This window comes from Acinetobacter calcoaceticus (assembly GCF_051947995.1).
Taxonomy (GTDB): Bacteria; Pseudomonadota; Gammaproteobacteria; order Pseudomonadales; family Moraxellaceae; genus Acinetobacter.
This window is the reverse complement of sequence record NZ_JBLVVH010000086.1, coordinates 1-209: the sequence shown is the minus strand read 5'-3', so window position 1 is coordinate 209 and position 209 is coordinate 1. Positions and strand designations below refer to the sequence as shown.

Below are 209 nucleotides of genomic sequence, written 5' to 3'. Positions count from 1 at the left end.
TTATTGAATCTTGCCAATGAAATGCCTCAGACCGCGATTGAAATTGAAAAAAGAGACAGGCTGCAGAAACGTAACCTCATTCTTGCCGACTGGCTGAAGTTGGTTGCGGAAAAAAACATGCCTTTGCATTACACAAATATGTGGTCTAAAGAGCTCAGTTTTTCTGAGTTTTAGACCATGTTTCAATATCTGCTCGTGGATTTGGTGAG

At 40.7% G+C, this 209-nt stretch carries 1 pseudogene; it reads left to right on the top strand.

From position 1 onward, the window contains the following. A pseudogene (locus ACNQO6_RS18665) lies at nucleotides 1-171 on the top strand (DNA polymerase III subunit delta'); the annotation flags it as partial. Nucleotides 172-209: the final 38 nt, after the last annotated feature.